General features: G+C 66.8%; 15 protein-coding genes and 3 tRNA genes. 10 read left to right on the forward strand and 8 right to left on the reverse strand.

What is annotated here, in order from left to right; all coding sequences use genetic code 11:
• Positions 1–7 precede the first annotated feature (7 nt).
• The 3 genes from EJP67_RS22795 to mfd are packed head-to-tail and all read right to left on the reverse strand — an operon-like array spanning position 8 to position 5,276.
• A complete protein-coding gene (locus EJP67_RS22795; protein ID WP_126023988.1) occupies positions 8–1,090 on the reverse strand; it encodes an Ldh family oxidoreductase in 1,083 nt (360 codons plus the stop codon).
• A complete protein-coding gene (serB, locus tag EJP67_RS22800; protein WP_126023990.1) occupies positions 1,087–1,797 on the reverse strand; it encodes a phosphoserine phosphatase SerB in 711 nt (236 codons plus the stop codon). Before serB ends, EJP67_RS22795 begins: the two co-directional genes overlap by 4 nt.
• Entirely contained in the window at positions 1,794–5,276 is a 3,483-nt protein-coding gene (gene mfd / locus EJP67_RS22805; RefSeq protein ID WP_126023991.1) for a transcription-repair coupling factor, read from the reverse strand. Before mfd ends, serB begins: the two co-directional genes overlap by 4 nt.
• Before the next feature lie 119 nt (positions 5,277–5,395).
• Here mfd and ispD point away from each other — a divergent pair, with 119 nt between their 5' ends.
• Together ispD and ispF are read left to right on the forward strand one after the other, a co-directional pair.
• A complete protein-coding gene (gene ispD, locus EJP67_RS22810) occupies positions 5,396–6,118 on the forward strand; it encodes a 2-C-methyl-D-erythritol 4-phosphate cytidylyltransferase (RefSeq protein ID WP_126023992.1) in 723 nt (240 codons plus the stop codon).
• Entirely contained in the window at positions 6,115–6,606 is a 492-nt protein-coding gene (ispF, locus tag EJP67_RS22815; RefSeq protein ID WP_126023993.1) for a 2-C-methyl-D-erythritol 2,4-cyclodiphosphate synthase, read from the forward strand. The genes ispD and ispF overlap by 4 nt, the downstream gene beginning before the upstream one ends.
• Positions 6,607–6,627: 21 nt before the next feature.
• Here ispF and EJP67_RS22820 read toward each other — a convergent pair whose 3' ends face one another.
• Together EJP67_RS22820 and ompR are read right to left on the reverse strand one after the other, a co-directional pair.
• The gene (locus EJP67_RS22820) at positions 6,628–8,052 is read right to left on the reverse strand and encodes a sensor histidine kinase (RefSeq protein ID WP_126023995.1); all 1,425 of its coding nucleotides are present in this window, start codon (positions 8,050–8,052) and stop codon (positions 6,628–6,630) included.
• Between the two features lie 74 nt (positions 8,053–8,126).
• Positions 8,127–8,858: an osmolarity response regulator transcription factor OmpR gene (gene ompR, locus EJP67_RS22825; protein ID WP_007837017.1), complete on the reverse strand. Its 732-nt coding sequence runs from the start codon at positions 8,856–8,858 to the stop codon at positions 8,127–8,129.
• Between the two features lie 158 nt (positions 8,859–9,016).
• Between ompR and EJP67_RS22830 the strand changes: the two genes are divergently transcribed.
• Both EJP67_RS22830 and EJP67_RS22835 read left to right on the forward strand, forming a co-directional pair.
• On the forward strand, positions 9,017–9,391 hold the full coding sequence (locus tag EJP67_RS22830; protein ID WP_240650748.1) for a hypothetical protein: 375 nt from the start codon (positions 9,017–9,019) through the stop codon (positions 9,389–9,391).
• Positions 9,392–9,468: 77 nt separating this feature from the next.
• Positions 9,469–10,179: an SIMPL domain-containing protein gene (locus tag EJP67_RS22835; protein WP_126023996.1), complete on the forward strand. Its 711-nt coding sequence runs from the start codon at positions 9,469–9,471 to the stop codon at positions 10,177–10,179.
• Positions 10,180–10,241: 62 nt separating this feature from the next.
• Here EJP67_RS22835 and EJP67_RS22840 read toward each other — a convergent pair whose 3' ends face one another.
• On the reverse strand, positions 10,242–11,012 hold the full coding sequence (locus EJP67_RS22840) for a 3-hydroxybutyrate dehydrogenase (protein ID WP_126023997.1): 771 nt from the start codon (positions 11,010–11,012) through the stop codon (positions 10,242–10,244).
• A gap of 26 nt (positions 11,013–11,038) precedes the next feature.
• Here EJP67_RS22840 and EJP67_RS22845 point away from each other — a divergent pair, with 26 nt between their 5' ends.
• The 6 genes from EJP67_RS22845 (at position 11,039) to rimO (ending at position 17,068) form a co-directional block, all read left to right on the forward strand.
• The gene (locus EJP67_RS22845) at positions 11,039–12,034 is read left to right on the forward strand and encodes an alpha/beta fold hydrolase (RefSeq protein ID WP_126023999.1); all 996 of its coding nucleotides are present in this window, start codon (positions 11,039–11,041) and stop codon (positions 12,032–12,034) included.
• A 74-nt stretch (positions 12,035–12,108) separates the two neighbouring features.
• Complete coding sequence (locus EJP67_RS22850) at positions 12,109–14,298, forward strand: RelA/SpoT family protein (RefSeq protein ID WP_240650751.1); 2,190 nt, start codon at positions 12,109–12,111, stop codon at positions 14,296–14,298.
• Between the two features lie 48 nt (positions 14,299–14,346).
• Positions 14,347–14,423: transfer RNA gene (locus EJP67_RS22855), tRNA-Val, on the forward strand.
• 168 nt (positions 14,424–14,591) lie between these two features.
• Positions 14,592–14,960, forward strand: a complete 369-nt coding sequence (locus EJP67_RS22860) for a hypothetical protein (protein WP_126024001.1) — start codon at positions 14,592–14,594, stop codon at positions 14,958–14,960.
• A gap of 74 nt (positions 14,961–15,034) precedes the next feature.
• Positions 15,035–15,595 carry a polyhydroxyalkanoate synthesis repressor PhaR gene (gene phaR, locus EJP67_RS22865; RefSeq protein ID WP_126024003.1) on the forward strand — a complete coding sequence of 187 codons (561 nt, stop codon included), beginning with the start codon at positions 15,035–15,037 and terminating at the stop codon, positions 15,593–15,595.
• Between the two features lie 66 nt (positions 15,596–15,661).
• Positions 15,662–17,068: a 30S ribosomal protein S12 methylthiotransferase RimO gene (rimO, locus tag EJP67_RS22870; RefSeq protein ID WP_126024005.1), complete on the forward strand. Its 1,407-nt coding sequence runs from the start codon at positions 15,662–15,664 to the stop codon at positions 17,066–17,068.
• 81 nt (positions 17,069–17,149) lie between these two features.
• Here rimO and EJP67_RS22875 read toward each other — a convergent pair.
• Positions 17,150–17,234: transfer RNA gene (locus EJP67_RS22875), tRNA-Leu, on the reverse strand.
• Positions 17,235–17,443: 209 nt separating this feature from the next.
• Positions 17,444–17,528: transfer RNA gene (locus EJP67_RS22880), tRNA-Leu, on the reverse strand.
• Positions 17,529–17,562: the final 34 nt, after the last annotated feature.

Here is a 17,562-nt window from a genome sequence, read left to right on the forward strand (position 1 = left end):
GCCCCGCTCAGGCCAGCGCCTGCGCCAGCCGCAGGCCGTGGCGCTGCTCCGCATCCTGCAGCGAGCGCGCGATCGAAGGGTGCAGCCGCACTCCGTTCCTCGACTGCAATTCCCGACGCTTCAATCCGCCTTCGCCCGGCAGCCGCACAGGCTTCGCCGGGTCGATGGGCGCATTGGCGCGGCAGCGTTCGGCCACGTGGTCCATCTGGCGCAGGAAGGCTTCCTTACCGCCGAAGGCGTTCAGGTCGTGCAGCGTGACGTGCACCGTTGCGCCCCAGCCCTCGGGCGGATCGGCGCGGCCGTGGCCCGCGAGGCCGGCCGTGAGCGTCTCCACCAGCAGCGCCATGCCGTAGCCCTTGTGCCCGTGGCTCAGCCCGCCCACCGGCAGCAGCGTGCCGGGCGGCTGGTCGAACAGCACCTGCGGGTCGTTCGAGGGCTTGCCGGCGGCGTCGATCAGCCACTCTTCGGCGAAGGTCTCGCCGGCCGCGCGCTTGCGGTTGCTCATGCCGTTGGTGGTGATGGAGGCCGAGATGTCGACCATCACGCCGCCCTGCGACAGCGGAAAGCCCATCGCCAGCGGATTCGGTGTGAACACCGCCTGCGTGCCGCCGAAGGGCGCGACGCTGGCGGCGTTGGGGTCGGAGCAGGCCAGCAGCATCAGCATGTCTTCCTGCAGCGCGCGCAGCATGTAGACGGCCAGGCAGGCGATGTGGTGGCTGCGGCGGATGACCAGCGAGGCCGTGCCCAGCTCGCGCGCACGCGGCACCAGCAGGTTCATGCCCTGGTCCATGAGCCACGGGCCGGGCAGGCGCTTGCCGTCCCACAGCACGGCGGCGGGACGGTCGGACAGCACCTCGGGCGCGCCGTCGCGCGTCATGCCGCCGGATTCAAGCTCCTTGACGTACCCCGCCAGCAGCGCGAGACCGTGGGTGTCGTGGCCGAGCAGGTCGCCTTCGACCAGCGTGCGCGCGACCACGGCGGCCTTGGGCGCGGCAAGGCCGGCCTTCTGCAGCAGGGCATCCGCATACTCGACGAGCGCATCGGCGCGATAGAGAGGAGCCGATGGAGCAGGCGCGGTGGCGTCGGTCATTTCAGGATTTCCAGCACGCGGTCGAGGCCGCCTTCGTTGATGGCCACCATGGCCTGCTCGCGCACCTTCGGCTTGGCGTGATACGCAACCGAAAGGCCGGCCTCGCCCATCATCGGCAGGTCGTTGGCGCCGTCGCCCACGGCGATGGTCTCCTGCGGCGAGATGCCCATGAGCGAGGCCACCTCCAGCAGCGTGCGGCGCTTCTCGGCGCCGTCGCAGATGTCGCCCCAGCTCTGCGTGACCACCTCGCCGGTGAGCTTGCCGTCGGCCTCGTCGAGCAGGTTGGAGCGAGCGAAGTCGATGCCCAGCCGGTCCTTCACCCGGTTCGCGAAGAAGGTGAAGCCGCCCGACACCAGCAGCACCTTGAGGCCGGCCGCCTTGCAGGCCGACACCAGTTCGGCCGCGCCGGGGTTGAGCTTCAGGCGCTCGTCGTACACCTGCTGCAGCGCCCCGACCGGCACGCCCTTGAGCAGCGCCACGCGGCGGCGCAGGCTCTCCTTGAAGTCCTTGATCTCGCCGCGCATGGTGGCTTCGGTGATCGCGGCCACCTCCGCCTTCTTGCCGACGGCATCGGCGATCTCGTCGATGCACTCGATGCTGATCAGCGTCGAGTCCATGTCGAAGGCGATCAGCTTGAAGTCGGCGAGCTTCAGCGGCGGCTTCACGCGCTGGATGACGAGGCCGGGGGAGATTTCAGTAGCGCTCATGCGGTGGCGGTTTCCTTGACTGTGGGCTGGCCCAGGCTGCGCAGCACGTCGCGCACCATCTGGGCCCGGTCCTTGGGTTCTTTCAGTTCTCGCTCGATGCGCAGCTTCTCGTTGCCGGCGAGCTTGATGTGCCTGTTCTTCTGGATCAGCTGGATGATGGCCATGCCATCCACCGGCGGATCCTTCTTGAAGGTGATGTTGATGATGCCCGGCGCCGCGTCGACCTTCACCACGCCATAGGGCCGCGCGAGCACGCGCAGGCGATGGGTGTCGATCAGCGTCTGCGCCTGCGGCGGCAGCTTGCCGAAGCGGTCGACGATCTCTTCCAGCAGCGTGTCGATCTGGTCGGGCGTCTTCGCCGTGGCCAGCTTCTTGTAGAACGACAGCCGCAGGTGCACGTCGCCGCAGTAGTCGTCGGGAAGCAGGGCGGGGGCGTGCAGGTTGATCTCGGTCGTGACCGACAGCGGCGACAGCAGGTCGGGCTCCTGCCCGGCCTTCAGCGCGCGCACCGCCTCGCTCAGCATCTCGTTGTAGAGCTGGAAGCCGATTTCCATCATGTTGCCGCTCTGGTTCTCGCCCAGCACCTCGCCGGTGCCGCGAATCTCCAGGTCGTGCATGGCGAGGTAGAAGCCGGAGCCGAGCTCTTCCATCTGCTGGATGGCGTCCAGCCGCTGCGCCGCCTGCTTGGTCAGGCCCTCGGTGTCGGGCACCATGAGATAGGCGTACGCCTGGTGGTGCGAGCGGCCGACGCGCCCGCGCAGCTGGTGCAGCTGCGCCAGGCCGAACTTGTCGGCGCGGCTGATCACGATGGTGTTGGCGGTCGGCACGTCGATGCCGGTCTCGATGATGGTCGAGCACAGCAGCAGGTTGTGGCGCTGCGCCACGAAGTCGCGCATCACGCGCTCCAGCTCGCGCTCGGGCATCTGGCCGTGGGCCACGGCGATGCGGGCCTCGGGCAGTATCTCTTCCAGCTTCTGGCGGCGGTTCTCGATGGTCTCGACCTCGTTGTGCAGGAAGTAGACCTGCCCGCCGCGCTTCAACTCGCGCAGCACGGCCTCGCGGATCACGCCGGTGCCCTCGTTGCGCACGAAGGTCTTGATGGCCAGGCGCCGCTGCGGCGCGGTGGCGATCACGCTCAGGTCGCGCAGCCCTTCGAGCGCCATGCCCAGCGTGCGCGGGATCGGCGTGGCGGTGAGCGTGAGCACGTCGACCTCGGCGCGCATGGCCTTCATCGCCTCCTTGTGGCGTACGCCGAAGCGATGTTCCTCGTCGATGATGAGCAGGCCCAGGTTCTTGAACTTGACCGACTGCGAAAGCAGCTTGTGCGTGCCGACGACGATGTCGACCTGCCCGTCGGCCAGGCCCTTCGCGGCGGCGGTGATTTCCTTGGCCGAGCGGAAGCGGCTCATCTCGGCCACCTTCACCGGCCACTTGGCGAAGCGGTCGACCAGTGTCTGGTAGTGCTGCTCGGCCAGCAGCGTGGTGGGCGCAAGGAATGCCACCTGCTTGCCGCCGGTAACTGCGATGAAGGCGGCGCGCAGCGCCACCTCGGTCTTGCCGAAGCCCACGTCGCCGCACACGAGGCGGTCCATGGGTTGCGGCGAGATCATGTCCTGCACCACGGCGTGGATGGCCGCCTTCTGGTCGGCGGTTTCCTGGAAGCCGAAGTCGTTGGCGAACACCTCGTAGTCGGCTGGCGAGTAGCGGAAGGCATGGCCCTCGCGTGCCGCGCGGCGAGCATAGATGTTCAGCAGCTCGGCGGCCGAGTCGCGCACCTGCTCGGCGGCCTTGCGCTTGGCCTTTTCCCACTGGCCGGAGCCCAGCTTGTGCAGCGGTGCCTCGTCGGCGCTGACGCCGGTGTAGCGGCTGATCTGGTGCAGCTGGCTCACGGGCACGTAGAGCGTGGCCTTGTCGGCGTACTCCAGGTGCAGCATCTCCTGCATCAGCGGCTTGCCGTCGGGGCCGTTGCCCTGGCCCAGGTCCATGTGGATCAGGCCGCGGTAGCGGCCGATGCCGTGCGCACTGTGGACCACCGGATCGCCCACGTTGAGCTCCGACAGGTCCTTGATGAGCGCCTCGACGTCGCTGACCTGCTCCTGCTTCTTGTTGCGCCGGCGCGTGGTGGGCGCTGTGGCGAAGAGCTCGGTCTCGGTGACGAAGTCGATGCCCTGTTCGCGCCACGCGAAGCCCGAGGCCAGCGCGGCGGTTGCGATGCCGATCTTCTCGTCGCCGGAAGACTCGAACTCGGCCAGCGAATCGAAGGCCGGCGGGTTCACGCCGCTGGCGCGCAGGAAGTCGAGCAGGCTCTCGCGGCGGCCCTCGCTCTCGGCGATCAGCAGCACGCGGTGCGGTGTCTTCGCGATGTGCGCCTTCAGGCCGACCAGCGGGTCTTCGGCGCCGCGCACCACGGCGAAGGGCGGCAACCGGTCGAACTCGGCGTAGGGCGCGTCGGTGTCCACGTCGCCGCGGATGGCCAGCTGCGCGTGCGGCTTGGCACGCTGGTAGAACTGCTCGGCGTTCAGGAACAGCGCCTCGGGCGGCAGGGCGGGGCGCTCGGGGTCGCCGCGCACGAGGCGGTAGCGCTCGTTGGTGTCCTGCCAGAAGTGCTGGAAGGCGGGTTCCAGGTCGCCGTGCAGCACCACGGTGGCGTCCGGCCCCAGGTAGTCGAACACCGTGGCCGTCTCGTCGAAGAACAGCGGCAGGTAGTACTCGATGCCGGCGGTGGCCACGCCGTTGCCCATGTCCTTGTAGATGCGGCTCTTGGTCGGGTCGCCTTCGAGCAGTTCGCGCCAGCGGCTGCGGAAGCGCCCGCGCGCGTCGTCGTCCATCGGGAACTCGCGGCCCGGCAGCAGCCGCACCTCGGGCACCGGGTAGAGGCTGCGCTGGGTGTCGGGGTCGAAGGTGCGGATGGTGTCGATCTCGTCGTCGAACAGGTCGACGCGGAAGGGCACCGGCGAGCCCATGGGGAACAGGTCGATCAGGCCGCCGCGCACCGCGTATTCGCCGGGGCTCACCACCTGCGTCACATGGGTGTAGCCGGCAAGAGTGAGCTGAGCCTTGAGCTTCGACTCCTCCAGCTTCTGCTTGGCCTTGAAGTGGAAGGTGTAGCCGGCCAGGAAGGACGGCGGCGCCAGCCGGTAGAGCGCGGTGGTGGCGGGCACCAGCACCACGTCGGCCTCCTTCTGGCTGATGCGCCAGAGGGTGGCCAGGCGTTCGCTGATCAGGTCCTGGTGGGGCGAGAAGCTGTCGTAGGGCAGCGTCTCCCAGTCGGGGAACAGCGCGCAGCGCAGCTCGGGGGCGAAGAAGGCGATCTCGTCGATCAGGCGCTGGGCGTCGTTGGCGTCGGCCGTGAACATCGCGGTGGCGCGCCCGGCGGCCTTCTCGCGCATGGCCAGTTGCGCCAGCAGCAAGGCATCTGCCGACAAGGGAGGACGCGGCAGCGTGAATCGCTTGCCCGCCGTGAGGTGGGGGAGGTCCATGGAACGCTTGATGGAAATGCACAACACCCCGCGCCGGCTGGCGAGGGGTGTGCGTAGCGGTCAATTCTAGAATGGCGGCCCTTTATCCGCTTGTCGGCCACGGCCGACGCTGGGCCCTCATGTCCTCTTCCCGACTCTTCGTGCTGATCCCATGCGCCGGCTCCGGCCATCGCGCGGGACATGCGCAGTCCACGCAGCCCAAGCAGTACCGGCGCCTGGCCGGGCTGCCGATGGTGGCCCACACGCTGGAGGCCTTCCGCGCGATGTCGGGGCGCTTCGCCGGGCTGGCGCTGGTGGTGTCGCCGGACGACCGGGACGTGGATGCGGTGCTGCCGCGCTTTCCCTCGGAGAACGAATACCTGCTGCGCGTGGGCGGCGTGACCCGCGCGGCCACGGTGCGCAACGGCCTGATGGCGCTGCGGCAGAAGGGCGCCGGCGCGCACGACTGGGTGCTGGTGCACGACGCGGCGCGCTGCCTCGTCACTTCCAGCCAGATCGAGGCGCTGATCGCCGCCTGCGAGCACGACGCCGTCGGCGGCCTGCTGGCGCAGCGGCTGGCTGACACGCTGAAGTCGTCCACCGCCGAGAGCCGGGTGGCCCAGACGCTGCCGCGCGCCGACAAGTGGCTGGCGCAGACGCCGCAGATGTTCCGCATCGGCATGCTGCTCGACGCGCTGGAGCGCGCTGGCGACGCCGTTACGGACGAGGCCAGCGCGATCGAGGCCGTCGGCCTTTCGCCGTTGCTGGTGCCCGGCAGCGCCCAGAACTTCAAGGTGACCTTCCCGGAAGACTTCGCCCTGGCCGAGGCCGTGCTGCTCGGCCGCAGGAAGGAACTGGCATGACCGCCGCGCCTTTCAACATCCGCATCGGCGAGGGCTGGGACGTCCACCAGCTGGTGGCGGGGCGCAAACTGATCCTCGGCGGCGTCGAGGTGCCGCACACCACCGGCCTGCTGGGCCATTCGGACGCTGATGTGCTGCTGCACGCCATCACCGATGCGCTGCTGGGCGGCGCGGGGCTGGGCGACATCGGCCGGCACTTTCCGGACACCGATCCCCAGTTCCGCGGTGCCGATTCGGCGGTGCTGCTGGCCGAGGCGGCGCGCCGGGTGCGTGCCGCGGGCTGGGAGATCGGCAACGTCGACAGCACCGTGATCGCGCAGGCGCCCAAGCTCGCGCCGCATATTCCGCTCATGTGCCAGCGCATCGCCGACACGCTGGGCGTGGCGCTGGAGCAGGTGAATGTGAAGGCCAAGACGGCCGAGAAGCTGGGCCCCGTGGGCGAGGGCCGCGCGATGGAAGCTCGCGCGGCCGTTCTGCTGCATCGCTGACGCAGGCGCGACTGGCGTTGTTCAGGCTGGCTTCTTGCCGCTGCCCTGAGGCTCGCCCGGCCTGACCATTCCCGCCGGCATCGCGCGCGGCATCCGGATGTGCGCCGCCAGGCCGCGGCCCGGTGTGCTGGTCAGCGCGAAGGTGCCGCCCATGCGCTCGATGTTCTTCGCCACGATCGACAGGCCCAGCCCCGCGCCGGCTGCGGATGTGCGCGCCGCGTCGCCGCGGAAGAAGGGCTTGGTCAGCTGCGCGAGCAGGGCCGGCTCGACGCCCGCGCCGTGGTCGCGCACCTTGATGAGCACCGCGTCGTTGTTGGCCTGCGCCTGGATCGTCACGTCGGCCACGCCGGTGGCAGGCGTCTTGCCGTAGCGGCGCGCGTTCTCGACCAGGTTGGAAATGACGCGCGTGAGCTCGACCTCGTCGCCCATCACGCGCAGGTCGGGCGGCACCTCGACCTTGATGTTCATCTCCTCGTAGTCCTGCACGGCGTAGGTGCAGGCGTCGACCACGTCGCGCAGCAGCACCGGCTTGGGGTCGACGTGGTCGGGGCGGGCGTAGTCGAGGAACTTGTCGATGATCGCGTCGAGCTGGGCGATGTCGGCCGCCATGTGGTCGCGCGCGTCCTCGTCGGCCACGCTCATCTCGGTTTCCAGCCGCAGCCGGGCCAGCGGCGTGCGCAGGTCGTGCGAGATGCCGGCCAGCATGATGGCGCGGTCCTGCTCGATCTTGGCGAGCTGGTCGGCCATGCGGTTGAAGCCGATGTTGACCGCGCGGATCTCGTTGGTGCGGGCGCGCTCGTCGAGCCGGTGCGCCTCGTACTCGCCCTCGCGCACCTGCATGGTCGCGCGCGACAGCTGCTTGAGCGGCAGGTTGATGAGCCGGGTGATCAGCGCCGCGCCCGCCAGCGACAGCGCCATGGCGGTGCTCAGCCACACCAGCCAGGTACGGCCGCCCACGCGGCTGAAGCGCGTGGGGTCGAGCAGCAGCCAGTAGGTGTCGCTCTCGATGGTGAAGCCGATCCACAGGCCGGCCTCGTCGTTCACGCGGCTCGCCACCGTGGTGCCTTCGCCGAGCTGGTCGATGAGTTCCTCGGTCACGCGCAGGTCGAGCGCGCCGCTGGTGTAGGGCTGGAAGCGGTCGTTGGGCTCGCGCGGCAGGATGCGCACGCCCTCCTGGTCGGCCAGCGTCTTGATCAGCGACACCCGGGTGATGGCGTCGGAGTACACCAGCGCCGCCCGCGTGAGGTTCACGAGAGAGGCGATCTGGTGCGCCGTTTGAATGGCGCGCGGCTCGTATTCGAGGGAGCGGAAAGTCTGCAGCCAGGCGACCGTACAGCCGATCAGCAGCAGCGCCAGCAGGAAGAAGGTGCGCCAGAAAAGGCTGAAGCCCAGCTTGAGGCCGGGGCGGCGGTCACGCTGCGCGCTCGCTTCGAGCGGGCTCGGCATCGTGACCTGCGCGCCGTCCTCCTGGGCTGCGCCTGGTCCGGGGGGTTGGCCGACGGCCACCTTTCAACGTGGCGTCAGGCCGTGCCGTCCGGCACGAACACGTAGCCCACGCCCCAGACGGTCTGGATGTAGCGGGGCGCAGCGGCGTCGGACTCGACGAGCTTGCGCAGGCGCGAGATCTGCACGTCCAGGCTGCGGTCGAAGGGCTCGAACTCGCGGCCGCGGGCCAGCTGGGCCAGCTTTTCGCGAGACAGCGGCTGGCGCGGATGGCGCACCAGCGCCTTCAGCATGGCGAACTCGCCGGTGGTCAGCGAGAGTTCTTCGCCGTCTTTCTTGAGGGTGCGTGAGCCGAGGTCGAAGGCGAAGGGGCCGAAGGTGACGGTTTCGTTCTCGGTGGAGGGGGCGCCCGGCGCTTCCAGCGGCGGACGGCGGCGCAGAACGGCGTGCACGCGGGCCAGCAGTTCGCGCGGGTTGAAGGGCTTGCCGAGGTAGTCGTCGGCGCCGACTTCGAGACCGACGATGCGGTCCACGTCCTCACCCTTGGCGGTGAGCATGATGATCGGCGTGCGGTCGTTGGCGGCACGCAGGCGGCGGCAGACAGACAGGCCGTCCTCGCCGGGCATCATCAGGTCGAGCACGATCAGGTCGACCGTGTCGCGCAACAGGATGCGGTTGAGCGCCTTGCCGTCCTCGGCCACGATCACTTCGAAGCCTTCCTGCGTCAGGTAGCGGCGCAGGAGGTCGCGGATGCGGGCGTCGTCGTCGACGATCACGATCTTGTCGGTGCGAGCGGGAACTTGAGTCATTTCTACAACGTCGAATTTGTAACAGGGCCGATTCTGATGGCGTTGCGGTCCGGTTGAGCCGGATTTGCTTATGGTTTGACACTAAGTTACAAAACTTGCGGACGCTCGCGGTCTGGTCATCCGACGTTAGTCCGGCAATGGCAAAGTCGCGTCTACCGATGACTTTCGCCTCAATGAGACGTCCTTTTTCCGCACTGCCGCTCATCCTCGTTTTCGCCTGCGGCCCCTCGCTGGCGGTGTCTGGCGACTTCTTCAGGGTGGGTGAAACGCGCCGCAGCGAAGTCCGCGATGCGGTCGCCGCCCACCGGGCCGCGCAGCGTGAGGAAATGAAGCGCGGAGAAGCCATTGCCGGTCGGCGCCTGACTCCCGCTGAGCTGTTCGAGCTGCGCCAGCAGGTCCGCGGCCAATGGACCCCGCCTTCGACGGGTGCTTTGCTCAATTCGGCAGAATCGCAGCCGGCCGAGCGCATCGTGCCGGTGCCGCCGGCCGCGGCAAGTGCATTGCCGCTCGCGCCGCGCAGCCAGCGCCGCTGATCTGCGCGGGTGCGTCCGGCCTGCCGGTGCAGGCTCGGCTGCCTGTCTTTTCATACCAACAACGGGAGTACTTCGCCATGAAGAAAAAGATCAAACTGCTCGCGGCCTGCGCCGCCCTGGCCGCCGCCGGCAATGCGCTGGCCCAGAACGCCGCTACGCCGGCTCCCCAGAACGTGCTGCAGCTGACGGCATCGGGCACGGTCGAAGTCCAGCAGGACATGCTGAGCATGACCCTCGTGACCACCCGCGACGCGACCGACGCCGCCACCGTGCAGACGCAGCTGAAGGCCGCGCTCGACGCCGCGCTGGCCGAAGCGAAGAAGAACGCGCAGGCAGGCCAGCTCGACGTGCGTACCGGCAACTTCAGCCTGTCGCCGCGCTACACCAAGGACGGCAAGATCAACGGCTGGCAGGGCTCGACCGAACTGGTGCTCGAAGGCCGCGACTTCCCGCGCATCACCCAGACGGCAGGGCGCATCACCACGCTCAGCGTGGGCAACGTGGGCTTCGGCCTGAGCCGCGAGCAGCGGGCCAAGACCGAGACCGAGGCACAGAACATCGCCATCGACAACTTCAAGCAGAAGGCCAATGAGCTGGCCAAGGGCTTCGGCTTCGGCGGCTACACGCTGCGCGAGGTGTCGGTGAATGCGAGCGACAACGGCCCGATCCGCCCGCGCATGATGGCGGTGCAGGCCAAGTCGTTCTCGTCGGCGGATTCGGCGGTGCCGGTCGAAGCCGGCAAGACCGCCGTGATGGTCACCGTCTCGGGTTCCGTGCAGCTCAAGTAGAGCGGTCCGTGCTCATATAAGAAAGAGGCGCGTACCGCGGGGCTACCCACTACTGGGCAGTCTTATTGGGCAGTCCAGCCGCCGTCCATGGCCCATGCCTGGCCACGGACCTGGTCGGCGGCCGGCGAGCAGAGGAAGACCGCCAGGCCGCCCAGTTGCTCCACGGTGGTGAACTGCAGCGAAGGCTGCTTTTCGCCCAGCAGATCGTTTTGAGCTTGCGCGACCGTGATACCTTCGCGCGCCGCGCGGTCGTCGATCTGCTTCTGTACCAGCGCCGTCAGCACCCAGCCGGGGCAGATCGCATTGACGGTGACGCCCGTGGTCGCGGTTTCCAGCGCGACCGCCTTGGTCAGGCCGACGACGCCATGCTTGGCCGCCACGTAGGCCGACTTCTGCGCCGACGCCACCAGCCCGTGCGCCGAGGCGATGTTGATGACGCGGCCCCAGTTGGCTTCGCGCATCGCCGGGATCGCCAGCCGCGTGGTGTGGAAGGCGCTGGTGAGATTGATCGCGATGATCGCGTCCCAGCGTTCGGTGGGGAAGTCTTCCACTTTGGCGACGTGCTGGATGCCGGCGTTGTTGACCAGGATGTCGACGCGGCCGAACTTGGACGCGGCGAACTTCATCATGTCCTCGATCTGCTCGGGCTTGCTCATGTCGGCGCCGTGGTATTCGGCGCGCACGCCGAGCGCTTCGACCTCGGCCTTCGGAGCGGCGGAATCGCCGAAGCCGTTGAGCACGATGTTGGCGCCCTGCTGGGCGAGAGACTTGGCGATGGCGAGGCCAATGCCACTGGTGGACCCCGTGACAAGCGCGGTTTTGCCTTTGAGCATGAAGATCAATCTCCGGATGAATTAGGATGCGACGAGACAATTATCCGCACCAGGACACCATCGTTTCCATGACCGAACCGACGCTTCATTACGTGGCGTGCGATGACGCCCAGGGCGGCCACCGCATGGCCTATTGGCAATGGGGCGACGCGCACAGCGCGCATGTCGTGATCTGCGTGCATGGCTTGACCCGACAGGGGCACGATTTCGACCTGCTGGCCCAGGCCATCGTGGAGCGTGCGGGCGGCGATGTTCGCGTGGTCTGCCCTGACGTGGTGGGCCGCGGGCGCAGCGACTGGCTGCGCGACCCTTCTCTTTATCAGGTGCCGGTGTACGCGGCCGACATGGTCGCGTTGATCGCGCAGCTGCAGCGCGAGCAGGCGATCGGCACGCTCGATTACCTCGGCACCAGCATGGGCGGCCTGATCGGCTTCGTGCTGGCGGGCCACAAGGAACTGCCGTTGGCGCGACCCATTCGCCGCTTCGTCGCGAACGACGTCGGTCCGACCATCGAACCGGTCGCGCTGCAGCGCATCGGTGCCTACGTCGGAAAGAATGGCAGCTATGAAAGCGTGCAGGCGGCGGCCGATGCGATGTGGGCTTTGTCGACCACCTTCGGACCGCATACGCCGCAGCAGTGGCTGGCGCTGTCGCGGCACATGGTGGTGCCTGCCTCGCAGCGCACGGCCGACGGCTCGGCGAAGCGCGAGTCGACAGTGGGCGGCGACGAGGAGGCCTGGCTTCTTCACTACGACCCGGCCATCGGCGTTGCGCTCCGTGCCATCACTCCCGAGGCCGCGGCGCAGGGGGGCGCGATCATGTGGAGCCTGTACGACGCCATCGAGGCGCGCACGCTGCTCACGCGCGGTGCCGAGTCGGATCTGCTGTCGCGCGAAACCGCGCTCGCCATGACGCAGCGCGGTCCGCATGCGACGCTGGTCGAATTCGAGGGCGTGGGCCATGCGCCGACTTTCGTCGACCCCGCGCAGATCGCCGCCGTCACCAACTTCCTTTTCGACTGATCGAGCGATTGAGTGAGCGAAGCGTGAAGCGCGATTCTTCGAGTCTCCAGACGGCGACCGCGTCCGACGCGGTCATGGTCGACTACCCGCTGTCCGCGGCAACGGCCGAGCGCACCCCGGTGATGGAGAACATGCTGGCGCGCGCCCGTGCCTTCGCCGAGCCGCTGATCGCCGACGAGAAGCTCGACACCGGCGAGAACACGCTCGCGCATGCCGACGCCGTTGCCGCCATCGTCGCGAAGATGGGTGGCTCCGAGGCGATGCAGGCGGCGAGCTACCTGGTCTATTCGTGCCAGCACCTGAACCGGCCGCAGGAGGTGATCGCCAAGGTATTCGGCGACAACTTCGCGGCGCTGGCGGTCGAGACGACCAAGCTGGTGCGCGTGCAGGAGCAGGCCCGCTCCGCTTCGCAGGGACATCACGCGGAAAACGCCGGCGCCCAGACGGAGAACGTGCGCAAGATGCTGCTGGCGTTCTCGCGCGACCTGCGCGTGGTGATGCTGCGGCTGGCCTCCCGGCTGCAGACCCTGCGGCATGCCGCCGCCAGCAAGCAGCCGGCGCCCGAGGGCGTGGCGCGCGAGTCGCTGCAGGTGTTCGCGCCATTGGCCAACCGGCTGGGCATCTGGCAGGTGAAGTGGGAGATCGAGGATCTCTCGTTCCGCTTCCTCGAACCCGAGACCTACAAGCTGATCGCGCGGCTGCTCGACGAGAAGCGCATCGAGCGCGAAGGGCATGTGGAGCAGTTGCGCTCGAAGCTGGAGCGCGAGCTGCAGGCCGAGGGCGTCAAGGCCGTGGTGCAGGGGCGACCCAAGAACATCTACAGCATCGTGAAGAAGATGCGCGGCAAGTCGCTCGACTTCGCGCAGGTCTTCGACATCCTCGCGCTGCGCGTGGTGGTGCCCGATGTGAAGGACTGCTATGCGGCGCTGGCCTGGGTGCACTCGCACTTCCAGCCCATCGACGAGGAATTCGACGACTACATCGCGCGGCCCAAGCCCAACGGATACCAGTCGCTGCACACGGTGGTGCGCGAGCTGGTGGACGGCAAGGCGGGCAAGCCGATCGAGATCCAGATCCGTACTGAAGAAATGCACGACCACGCCGAGCATGGCGTGGCTGCGCACTGGGCGTACAAGGAAGCGGGCCACAAGGGCTACGCGGGCGTGTGGGCCAGCGGCGAGTACGACGCGAAGATCGCTGTGCTGCGGCAGCTGCTGGCCTGGGAGCGCGATCTCTCGGGTGGCCTGCAGGGGCAGGGCCTTTTCGACGACCGCATCTATGTGCTGACGCCGGACGCCGCGATCGTCGAGCTCCCGCAGGGCGCGACGCCGGTCGACTTTGCCTACACGGTGCACACCACGCTCGGCCATCGCTGCCGCGGGGCGCGTGTCGATGGCGCGATGGTGCCGCTGAATACACCGCTGTCGAACGGGCAGACGGTGGAGATCATCGCGGCCAAGGAAGGCGGGCCTTCGCGCGACTGGCTCAATGCGGAGCTGGGCTATCTGGCCAGCCACCGTGCGCGAGCGAAGGTGCGTGCATGGTTCAACGCGCAGATCACCCACGAGACCGTGGCGCGCGGACGAGAGGCGGTCGAGAAGCTGCTGCAGCGCGAAGGCAAGACGGCCATGCGCCTCGAAGACCTGGCCTCGCAGCTCGGCTTCAAGTCGGCGGACCATCTGTTCGAAGTGGTGGGCAAGGACGAGTTCTCGCTGCGCAACATCGAGACGCTGCTGCGTCCGCCGGAACCTGCGCAGGGGCCGGACGATGGCGTGCTCATCAAGAAGGCGCGCGGCAGCGAGAAGTCGGGCAAGGGCGGTGTGCTGGTGGTGGGCGTGTCTTCGCTGATGACGCAGCTCGCCAAGTGCTGCAAGCCTGCGCCGCCCGATGCGATTCGCGGCTTCGTCACGCGAGGCCATGGCGTCAGCGTGCATCGCAGCGATTGCAGCAACTTCCGCACGATGGCCGCGAAGGATGGCGAGCGCGTCATCGACGTGGAGTGGGGCGTCGCGAAGAAGGGCACCGATGCACCTGTATATGCGGTGGACGTGGCCGTCGAAGCGGCCGACCGCCAGGGACTGCTGCGCGACATCTCCGATGTGTTCGCGCGCGAGAAGATGAACGTGATCGGCGTGCAGACGCAGTCGATCAAGGGCACGGCGTGGATGACGTTCACCGTGGAAATCGCCGATGCGGCGAGGCTCACGCAGGTCCTTGGACTGGTCACTGCAGTTATTGGTGTGCGATCTGCACGTCGCCGCTGAAAAACGCGATTTCTCCTGCTACAATAACTGCTTCTCGGACACATCCTTAGGCGCGTAGCTCAGCTGGTTAGAGCACCACCTTGACATGGTGGGGGTCGTTGGTTCGAGTCCAATCGCGCCTACCAATTTCTGTTTCGCCCGGCCAACCACCGGATCAGTCGAACAGATCATGCACCGGGTTCTCCGGTGTGTATATCGTCCCTTGTAGTGATGCAGGCAAAAGCCTTGGCCACGTTCTTGTGCTACCTTGGTCGCTCTGCAACTACATTCCATTTTTCTTGATAAGCGATCCGATGAATACGCGATCAACACTGGTTGATCGGGCTCATGCCGACAAGCGCCTGGCCGCATTGCTCAAGCAGGCTCCCATCGAGTTTGCGCGTGCTGTCTACGGCATCAACGATTACGCGAGCGGGCGCACCGACACCATGGCTGCGCGCGAAGTGGTGCGCGCCCAGCGCCAGGGCATGCCTTTGACCGAAGAGCGTGCCGAGCAGCGTGCTCGCGCCTATCTGCCGACCGTCGGGCAGGAGCACTGCCCGCGTTGCTGGGTGGTCTACGGTCACAAGACGCCATTGCGATTTCGCGAGGCCGACGAAGAGCGGCCGGAGGTGGCGGCCTGCCATATCTGCGGCGCGGAGTACGCGACATCGTCGGATTGAGGAAAGTGCCCGTTCCGGTCAGGGTAAACCTTGTCGCGGCGCAGCAAAACCGCTCCCTAGAATCGTCCGACGACATGGGCGTCCATGTGAAGGAGTCCGCAGTGCAGAGCAAGAAGTCCGGGGTCAAGCCGGTACAGCGTGTGATCAAGAAGTACCCGAACCGAAGGCTCTACGACACCGAGACATCCGCGTACATCACGCTGACCGAGGTGAAGCAGCTGGTCATCCAGAACGCCCAGTTCGTGGTGCGCGATGCCAAGACCGGTGACGACCTCACGCGCAGCATCCTGCTGCAGATCATCCTTGAAGAGGAGGCGGGTGGCGCGCCGATGTTCACCGAACAGGTGCTGGCCAACATCATCCGTTTCTACGGGCAGGCGATGCAGGGCTACATGGGGCCATATCTCGAGAAGAACATCCAGGCCATGACCGAGGTGCAGGCGCAGCTCGCCGAAAAGGCCGAAGGCCTGACGCCCGAGATGTGGGCTCGCTTCATGACCATGCAGTCGCCGATGCTGCAGGGGCTGATGGGCAGCTACGTCGAGCAATCGAAGAACGTCTTCCTGCAGATGCAGGAGCAGATGCAGAAGAACACCGAGCAGGTGCTGGGGGCCTTTGGCATCAAGCGTTCCTGATCTGAAGCGGGTGCCCGCAAGCGGTGGTTGCCCCGCCGTCTCCGATAGCTGGGACAATAGAGGCATATGAGCGAAGTTGCCTCCCCCGAACGTACGGCCACGTCGACCGCCCCCAAGGTCGGTTTCGTGAGCCTGGGCTGCCCCAAGGCCCTTACCGATTCCGAATTGATCCTGACCCAGCTGAGCGCCGAGGGTTATCAGACCGCAAAGACCTTCGAAGGCGCCGATCTGGTGATCGTCAACACCTGCGGCTTCATCGACGATGCCGTGAAGGAAAGTCTGGACACCATCGGCGAAGCCCTGGCTGAGAACGGCCGCGTGATCGTCACCGGTTGTCTTGGTGCCAAGACCGGCGACCAGGGCGGGAACCTGGTGCGCCAGATGCACCCGAGCGTGCTGGCCGTGACCGGCCCGCATGCCACGCAGGAGGTGATGGATGCGGTGCATGCCAATCTGCCGAAGCCGCACGACCCATTCATCGATCTCGTGCCCAACACATTCGGCGTCGCGGGTCTCAAGCTGACGCCGCGCCACTATGCCTATCTGAAGATCAGCGAGGGCTGCAACCATCGCTGCACCTTCTGCATCATTCCCTCGATGCGCGGCGACCTCGTGTCACGGCCGGTCGGCGATGTGCTGAGCGAGGCCAAGGCCCTGTTCGAAGGTGGCGTGAAGGAGCTGCTGGTGATCAGCCAGGACACCTCGGCCTATGGAGTCGACGTGAAGTACCGCACCGGTTTCTGGGACGGCAAGCCGGTCAAGACGCGCATGCTCGAACTGGTGCGCACGCTGGGTGAAATCGCCGAGCCGTATGGCGCGTGGGTTCGCCTGCACTACGTGTACCCGTACCCGAGCGTGGACGAGATCATTCCGCTGATGGCGAGCGGGCAGGTGCTGCCGTATCTCGATGTGCCTTTGCAGCACAGCCACCCGGATGTACTGAAACGCATGAAGCGCCCGGCCAGCGGCGAGAAGAACCTGGAGCGGCTGGCGCGTTGGCGCGAGGTGTGTCCCGAGCTCGTGATCCGCAGCACCTTCATCGCGGGCTTCCCTGGCGAGACGGAGCAGGAGTTCGAGCATCTGCTCGACTTCATCCGCGAGGCCGAGATCGATCGCGCCGGCTGCTTTGCCTACAGCCCGGTCGAAGGCGCCACCGCCAACGACATTCCCGGCATGCTGCCCGAGGCGGAGCGCGAGGCGCGCCGTGCGCGCTTCATGGAAGTGGCGGAGGCTGTGTCGATCGCCAAGCTGCAAAGGCGCATCGGCTCGACGATGCAGGTGCTGGTCGATTCGGCGCCCGCCATGGGCCGCAAGGGCGGAGTGGGGCGCACGTACGCAGATGCGCCGGAGATCGACGGCACGGTCCGTCTGCTGCCGCCCGAGAAGATCAGTAAGACGCTGAAGGTAGGTGAGTTCACCCGCGCGCGCATCGTGGGGGCAGAGGGCCACGATCTGATCGCGCTGCCCGTTTGATGCGGATCCGATCGACCATGAAAAAAGCCACCGGAGACCGGTGGCTTGTTTCGGATGACCTGGCGGGGGTCAATTTGGATCTGGTGCCCAGAAGAGGACTCGAACCTCCACGATGTTACTCGCTAGTACCTGAAACTAGTGCGTCTACCAATTCCGCCATCTGGGCTTTCTCTGCTTTTCAGCAAAGACTGCGAGTATACACAATTTGCCGCGGCGGCCTGAAAAAAACGGGTCGCGCGCAAAAAATTTGGCACTGGTCCGGCTCTTGCCTGTCCGGTTGCGCCGACCGTTCGATGCGGATTCGATCGGCAATGAAAAAAGCCACCGGAGACCGGTGGCTTGAATCGAATGACCTGGTAAAGGTCTGTTTAAACTTGGTGCCCAGAAGAGGACTCGAACCTCCACGATGTTACTCGCTAGTACCTGAAACTAGTGCGTCTACCAATTCCGCCATCTGGGCCCACGTAGTTGCAGAAGCAACTACGTTTTGAATT

The sequence above is a fragment of the Variovorax guangxiensis genome (genome assembly GCF_003952165.1).
Taxonomy (GTDB): Bacteria; Pseudomonadota; Gammaproteobacteria; order Burkholderiales; family Burkholderiaceae_C; genus Variovorax; species Variovorax guangxiensis.